The following is a 7,210-nucleotide window of genomic DNA, read 5'->3' on the forward strand; positions in this document are numbered from 1 at the left end:
CCGCAACGAGGCCGCCAGGCCCGTGGGCGACAGACCCCGGGGGAGCAGAACCATGCCACCGTCACACCTGCCGTACTCCGGTACGGCACGGGTCACCTTGCTGACCGAAGGCACCTATCCGCACAGCCATGGCGGCGTGAGCGTCTGGTGCGACCAACTCGTCCGCGGCATGCCGGACTTCGAGTTCCGCGTCACGGCCGTCACCGGCACGGGACGCGAGCCACTGCTGTGGGAGCTGCCCTCCCACGTAGCCGAGCCCGTCACCGTCCCGCTCTGGGGCCCCGCCCCCGCCGGACGGGCGCCGCGCGGGCGCCGGCTGCGACAGATCCTCTCCACGTACGAGCTGTTCCTGACCGCGCTGCTCGACCCGGCCGTCGAACGGTACTTCGGGCTCGCGCTCCACGGCCTGGCCGCGGTGGCCCGCGAGGGACGGCTCGGGCCCGCACTGCGCACCGAACAGGCCCTGCGGGTCCTGGCCGACGTCTGGAACCGGACGGACCTGCCCGTCTCCGCCGCACGGCCCACGCTGCACGACGCCCTCACCGCCACCGAACTCCTGGAGCACGCCCTGCGCCCGCTCGCCGCCGAGCCGCCCCGCGACGGGGTGGCGCACGCGGTCAGCGGGGGCCTCGCGGTGCTGCCCGGGCTGGTGGGCCGGCAGCTGTACGGAGTGCCGCTGCTCCTGACCGAGCACGGGGTGTACCAGCGCGAGCGCTACCTCGGCTATCGCAGCGGTGCCTATGCCTGGCCGGTGAAGTGCCTGATGCTCGGCTTCTTCCGGCTGCTGGCCGAGGAGTCCTACCGGGCCGCCGCGCTCATCACCCCGGGCAACCGCTACAACCGCCTGTGGGAGGGGCGCGGCGGGGCCGCACCCGGAGCGATCCGCACCGTCTACAACGGCGTGGACCCGGCGGCCTTCCCGCCCGCGGGCCCCGAGCCCGCCGTGCCCACGCTCAGCTGGGCCGGCCGGATCGACCCGATCAAGGACCTGGAGACACTGATCAGGTCCTTCGCGCTGGTACGGGCCGAACTCCCGCAGGCGCGGCTGCGGTTGTTCGGCGGCACCCCGCGGGGCTCGGAGGGATACCGGGAGAAGTGCACGGCGCTCGCCGCCGAGCTCGGACTCGGCGAATCCGTCTCGTTCGAGGGGCGCGTCGACGACATCCTGGAGGCCTACGCGGCCGGCAACGTGGTGATGCTGTCCAGCATCAGCGAGGGCTTCCCGTTCACCCTGATCGAGGCGATGTCCTGCGGCCGCGCCACCGTCTCCACCGATGTGGGCGGCGTACGCGAGGCCGTCGGCGACAGCGGACTCGTCGTCCCGCCGAGGGAGCCCGCCGCGATGGCGCGCGCGGCGCTCGAGCTGCTGCGCGATCCCGCGAGGCGGGCCGCGCTGGGGGAGAGCGCCCGGCTGCGGGTGATCGAGCAGTTCACGCTGCGCCGCACCATCGAGGCCTTCCGCGCCGTCTACCAGGAACTCGCCGCGCCGGACAGCGCGTGGAGCGCCGGCCAGGCCTCCGAAGGAGCCCTCGCGTGAGCGGCCCGCTGCGCCTGCTGCCCGGCGACGGGGACGATCTGCCGGCGCTGCCGCGCGAGCGCACCGGACCGGTCCGTCCCGCCTGGGCCGCCGATCCGGTCGACGAACTCGCCGAACGCCTCGTCGAGCAGATCGCCGTCGCCACCCACCCCGACGAGGTGGCCGCACTCCTCGAATCGGACGGCCTCACCGCCGAACGGGTCGAGCGGCAGTACGGACGGTCCGACCTGTTCGCCCTCGCCGAGGACCTCTACGACCGTGTGCCACGCCACCACCCCTCGCCGCCTGCCGGCACCGACCCATGGCGCGCGGACCCGTTGCGTTGCGCCGTGCGCGGACTCGTCTTCGCCCTGCCGGGGCTCGCCTACGTGCTCGCCGTCCCGCTGCGGCACGGGCGCCAGGACCTGACCGGGCTCGTCGCGGCCGCCCTCCTCGCCTGGGCCGTGAACCAGGGGCTCAGCCACCGCGCCCATCTGCGGCTCGCGACCGAGGGGCGGGCCGGCGCGGCGCGCACCCTGCGCGTCGGCGCACCGGCCGGCGCGCTGGTGAGCGCAGGACTCGGCACCGCCCTGTCCGGACCGACCCTCGCGGGCGCCTTCGCCGCGGGACAGTCCGTGTACCTGGCCGCGGCGAGCGCGCTGCTGGTCCTCGGGCGCGAACGGGCGCTGCTGCTCAGCCTGTTGCCCCTGGCGGCGGGTGCGGGAGCGACGCTCATATGGATGCTGCCGGTGGCCGCCGTCCTCGTGGTGCTGTTCGGCACCGTGGCACTGAGCGTCGGTGCCGCCTGGGGCGCCCTGCGTGCGGCGCTGCGCACCGGCGAGAAGACACCGTGCACCGTGCCGGTGTTCTCCTCCCTGCCGTACGGCCTGTTCGGGCTCGCGGCCGGCGTGCTCGTCGTCCTGGCCGGCGCGCTCGACGCCCTTACGGTCGTGGTGCTCACCCTCAGCATGGGCTTCGCCGAATGGGTGCTCTACCGCTACCGGTCGCTGACGGTGGCCGCGCTGCGGTCCACCACCGACCTGCGCGGATTCGCGCGCGGCTCCGGCCGGGCGCTCGCCCTGTGCCTGGGCGGGTACGTCGGCCTCCTCGGGTGCGCGGCACTGATCGCGGGGACCGGGCCCTTCGCCTTGATCGGCCTGGGCGCCGTGTTCTGGACGGCGCTGCTGCTGCAGGCGTTCTCCGTGTCCTGGTTCCCGGCCCTCGTCACGCTCGCCGCGGCAGGCACGCAGGCCGCGGCGTGGCACGTCGAACTCCCCGGCGCACCAGTGCAGTTGATAAGTACCGCCCTGGCCGCGGCCGTCCTGACGGTCGGCGCCCTCCGGCTGCTCGCCCGCCCCAGCGCCCACCGCTGAATCCAGCGTCCACCGCCGAATCCAGCGTCCACCGCCGAACCCGGCGCCGGGGCCCCGCACCGGCCGGGCGTCCGGACCACTATCCCGTACTCATCCCAGGAGCAACGACCGTGACCTCACCCGCACTTGTCGCCGTCACCGGCGCCGAAGGCTTCATCGGCTCGCACCTCACCGAAGCGCTCGTCGCCGCCGGGCACCGGGTCCGTGCGATGGCCCAGTACAACTCCTTCTCCTCGTACGGATGGCTGGAAACCCTCGCGCCCGACGTGCTCGACCAGGTCGACATCGTCCTCGGTGACGTCCGCGACCCCGGCTCGGTGCAAGCCCTCACCGAAGGCACCGAGGCCGTTTACCACTTGGCGGCGCTGATCGCGATCCCGTACTCCTACCAGGCGCCGCACAGCTACGTGGACACCAACGTCACCGGCACGCTCAACGTCCTGGAAGCGGTACGGCGCCAGGAGATCCCGCGCCTCGTGCACACCTCGACCAGCGAGACGTACGGCACCGCGCAGACCGTGCCGATCACCGAGGACCACCCCATCAACACCCAGTCCCCGTACGCCGCTTCGAAGGCGGGCGGCGACCGGCTCGCCGACAGCTACCACGCGAGCTTCGCCACCCCGGTCGTCACCCTGCGGCCGTTCAACACCTTCGGGCCGCGCCAGTCGATGCGCGCCGTGATCCCCACGGTCATCGGCCAGGTAGCCGCCGGGGCGGGGACCGTCACCCTGGGAGACCTGCGGCCCACCAGGGACTTCCTGTACGTGAAGGACACGGCGCAGGCGTTCCTCGCCGTGGGCACCGCGCCCGCCGAGCAGGTGGTCGGCCGCACCTTCAACGCCGGTACGGGCGAGGAGATCTCGGTCGGTGACCTCACCCGGCTCATCGGCAAGCTGATGGACACCGAACTCGACGTACGCGAGGACGCCGAGCGCATCCGGCCCGCGAACTCCGAGGTCATGCGCCTCGTCGCCGACGCCTCCCGGCTGCGCGCCGCCACCGGCTGGGAACCGGGCCACACCCTGCAGTCCGGGCTCGCAGACACCATCGACTTCTTCCGCGACCCCGCGCACCTCGCCCGCTACAAGACCGGCATCTACAACATCTGACCGCGCCGGGCCCCGACGGGGCGCGGCAGTCCACCACCAGCACGACCGACAGGGGGAGACCCATGCACGCAGTGATCCTCGCCGGGGGCAAGGGCGTCAGGCTGCGCCCGTACACCACCGCGCTGCCCAAACCGCTCGTCCCGATCGGCGACCAGCACGCAATCCTCGAGATCGTGCTCCGCCAGCTCGCCGCCGCCGGATTCACCAGCTGCACCGTGGCCATCGGCCACCTCGGGCACATCATCCGCGCCTACGTGGGCGACGGGAGCCAGTGGGGGCTGCGCATCGACTACGCGGCCGAGGACAGCCCGCTGGGCACCATGGGGCCGCTGCTGCCGATGCTCGACCAACTGCCCGAGCACTTCCTCGTGATGAACGGCGACATCCTCACCGACCTCGACTACGGGGACGTGCTCCACCGGCACGCCGCCTCCGGCGCACCGCTCACCGTCGCCACGTACGCCCGCAAGGTAGCCATCGACTTCGGCGTCCTGACCACGGAGTCCGGCCGGATCGTCTCCTTCGCCGAGAAGCCGAGCCTCGACTACCGGGTCTCCATGGGCGTGTACGGCCTGTCCCGGGCGACCCTCGCCGGGTACACGCCGGGCCTGCCGCTCGGCTTCGACGAGCTCGTGCTCGACCTGCTCGCCGCCCGGAGGCCGCCGCACGCCTACGAGTTCAGCGGCTACTGGCTGGACATCGGCCGCCCCGACGACTACGACCGGGCCAACGCGGAGTTCACCACGCACCGCGGTGTGCTCCTCAAGGGGGCGTGATCGCCGCCATGCGCGTACTCATCCTGGGCGCCGGGGGGTTCCTCGGCCGGCACACCGCCGAGCGGCTGCGCGCCCTGCCGGGTGTCCGGCTGCTCGTCGGGGGCCGCTCGCCGGACGCCGACGTGACACTCGACCTGACCGCCGACCCCGCACTCCTCACCGACGCCGTGTACGCCGCGGCGCCCGACGCGGTGGTCAACTGCGCGGGCCTCGTGGCCGGCAGTGCCGTCCGTCTGACCGACCTCAACGCGCGCGGGCCGGCCGCACTGTGCGAGGCCCTGCAGGAGGCGGCGCCCTCGGCGCGGCTCGTGCACTTCGGCTCCGCGGGGGAGTACGGGCCCACCGCGACGCGCGTACCGGTCGCGGAGGACGCGCCGACCAGGCCTCAGACGCCTTATGGCGCAACGAAGTTGGCAGGCACGGTGGCCGTGGCGGCCGCGGGCCTTGACGCCGTGGTGCTGCGGGTCTTCAACCCGGTCGGGCCGGGGGCGCCGACCGCGGGGCTGCCCGGCCGGCTGGCCGCCGAGCTCCTGCGGGCCGGACCCGGAGGAGCCGTACGCGTAGGTGATCTGTCCGCGTACCGGGACTTCGTGGACGCCCGGGACGTGGCCGAGGCCGTCGCGCTCGCCGTGTGCGCGCCGGGACCGCTGCCGGCCGTCCTGAACATCGGCAGCGGACGCGCGACCCCGGTGCGCGAGTTGGCCCACCGGTTCGTCGAGGTGTCCGGGCACTCGGGCCCGCTGGAGGAGACCGGCGACGGCTCGGCCCGTTCGGGCGCCGTCTCCTGGAGCTGCGCGGACATCGGTGCGGCGCGGGCCGCGCTCGGCTGGCAGCCGCGCCGCATGCTGGCCGAGTCCGTCACGGATCACTGGCATGAGCTGGCATCCGTCAGGACCGGGGCGGTCCGTTGACCGCTGGGGGACTGCTGGTGCCGATGTACGTGCATCCGGCCGTCGATCCCGGCGCCTGGGAGCGGTTGGCGCTCCGCGCCGACCTGCTCTACGGCGTGATCGTCAACGTCGCCGACGGGCCGGGCGACACCCGCGAACCGTCCTTCGCCGCCGCTGCCCGCGATCTGCGGGCGGCGGGGGTACGGCTGTTCGGCTACGCCGACACCGACTACGGCCGCCGTCCCCGGCGGGAGGTCATCGCCGACCTGGAGCGCCACCGCGACTGGTACGGAACCGAGGGCTGCTTCCTCGACCAGGCCGCGGCCGAGGCCTCCTGTCTGCGCCACTACCGGCGCATGGCGCGCACGGCCCGCGCCCGCGGCCTGGAGACCGTCGTCCTCAACCCCGGAGTGCACCCGGCGCCCGGGGACCCCCCGGCGGCCGGCGGCCTGGTGGGGGGCGGGGGGGGCGGGGGCGGGGATGGCGACGCCCCCTCGCCGCCCCGGTGGACCGCCTCCTATCCGCCCGAGCGTTTCTGCCACCTGGTGCACGGGGTGCCCCAGGGACTGTGCGGCGTGGCCGTCCGTACGGCACGGCTGCGGGGCGCCGCGGTGTCCTGCGCGGTGCCCGGGCACGGCGCCAATCCGTGGGCGCAGCCGCCACCGCTCGCCGCCGCAGGGCCCGCCACGGACACTGGACCATGACCCGCGGCCCGCTCCGGTTCCTGCCCCTTGTGCTCACACTCGCCCTGCTCGCGGCCTGTGCGGCGCCCGCAGCCGACCCGGACCCGCGCCCTGGTGAGCGCTGGCGCCCCGCGCAGGGCACGGCCTGGCAGTGGCAGCTCGACGGGCGCCTGGACTTCGGCGTGGACGTCCCGGTGTACGACATCGACGGATTCGAGAACGACGCCGCGACCGTGCGCAGACTGCATGACGCCGGGCGCAAGGTCATCTGCTACCTCAACGCCGGTGCCTGGGAGTCCTTCCGCCCCGACCACCGGGACTTCCCCGCCGCCGTCCTCGGACGTCCCAACGGCTGGCCCGGTGAACGCTGGCTGGACATCCGGCGCGTCGACGTCCTGCGTCCGCTCATGGCCAAGCGGTTCGACCTGTGCCGGGCCAAGGGCTTCGACGCGGTGGAACCCGATCTGATGGACGGCTACCTCAACGACACCGGGTTCCCGCTCACCGCCCGGCACCAGCTCACGTACAACCGCATGCTGGCCGGGCTCGCCCACGCGCGGGGCATGTCGGTCGGCCTCAAGAACGATCTGCCGCAGATCCCGCAGCTGGTGGGCGACTTCGACTTCGCGGTGAACGAGGAGTGCTTCCAGTACGACGAGTGCGCGGCGCTCAAGCCCTTCGCCGACGCGGGCAAGGCCGTACTGCATGTCGAGTACGCCGTGCCGCCCGCCGAGTTCTGCCCCCGGACCCGGGCCCTCGGCTTCAGCTCGATGGCCAAACGGCTCGACCTCGGGGCCGGGCGGGGCCCCCCCTGCGGGGGGGCGCCACCCCCCCCGGGGCCCCCCCCGCGGCCCCCCGGG

At 74.0% G+C, this 7,210-nt stretch carries 7 protein-coding genes; all 7 read left to right on the forward strand.

Annotation, left to right across the window (positions count from 1 at the left end):
- Window positions 1-52 precede the first annotated feature (52 nt).
- Entirely contained in the window at window positions 53-1,537 is a 1,485-nt protein-coding gene (gene pelF, locus JAO81_RS12735) for a GT4 family glycosyltransferase PelF (protein ID WP_199547932.1), read from the forward strand.
- The gene (locus JAO81_RS12740; RefSeq protein WP_199547933.1) at window positions 1,534-2,889 is read left to right on the forward strand and encodes a hypothetical protein; all 1,356 of its coding nucleotides are present in this window, start codon (window positions 1,534-1,536) and stop codon (window positions 2,887-2,889) included. Before pelF ends, JAO81_RS12740 begins: the two co-directional genes overlap by 4 nt.
- 110 nt (window positions 2,890-2,999) lie before the next feature.
- The gene (locus JAO81_RS12745; protein WP_199547934.1) at window positions 3,000-4,001 is read left to right on the forward strand and encodes an SDR family NAD(P)-dependent oxidoreductase; all 1,002 of its coding nucleotides are present in this window, start codon (window positions 3,000-3,002) and stop codon (window positions 3,999-4,001) included.
- Window positions 4,002-4,063: 62 nt separating this feature from the next.
- A complete protein-coding gene (locus tag JAO81_RS12750; RefSeq protein ID WP_199547935.1) occupies window positions 4,064-4,777 on the forward strand; it encodes a sugar phosphate nucleotidyltransferase in 714 nt (237 codons plus the stop codon).
- Window positions 4,778-4,785: 8 nt separating this feature from the next.
- Window positions 4,786-5,688, forward strand: a complete 903-nt coding sequence (locus JAO81_RS12755; protein ID WP_199547936.1) for an NAD(P)-dependent oxidoreductase — start codon at window positions 4,786-4,788, stop codon at window positions 5,686-5,688.
- Window positions 5,685-6,371, forward strand: a complete 687-nt coding sequence (locus JAO81_RS12760; protein ID WP_233415281.1) for a spherulation-specific family 4 protein — start codon at window positions 5,685-5,687, stop codon at window positions 6,369-6,371. Before JAO81_RS12755 ends, JAO81_RS12760 begins: the two co-directional genes overlap by 4 nt.
- A partial coding sequence (locus JAO81_RS12765; protein WP_199547937.1) for an endo alpha-1,4 polygalactosaminidase occupies window positions 6,368-7,210 on the forward strand: 843 nt, incomplete at its 3' end. The genes JAO81_RS12760 and JAO81_RS12765, both read left to right, overlap by 4 nt.

Origin of the sequence: Streptomyces sp. N35, assembly GCF_016464295.1 — a bacterium.
GTDB lineage: Bacteria > Actinomycetota > Actinomycetes > Streptomycetales > Streptomycetaceae > Streptomyces.

Coding starts and splice junctions, on each gene's coding strand:
- pelF (WP_199547932.1), top strand. CDS start 53: ATGCCACCGTCACACCTGCCGTACTCCGGTACGGCACGGGTCACCTTG.
- JAO81_RS12755 (WP_199547936.1), top strand. CDS start 4,786: ATGCGCGTACTCATCCTGGGCGCCGGGGGGTTCCTCGGCCGGCACACC.
- JAO81_RS12750 (WP_199547935.1), top strand. CDS start 4,064: ATGCACGCAGTGATCCTCGCCGGGGGCAAGGGCGTCAGGCTGCGCCCG.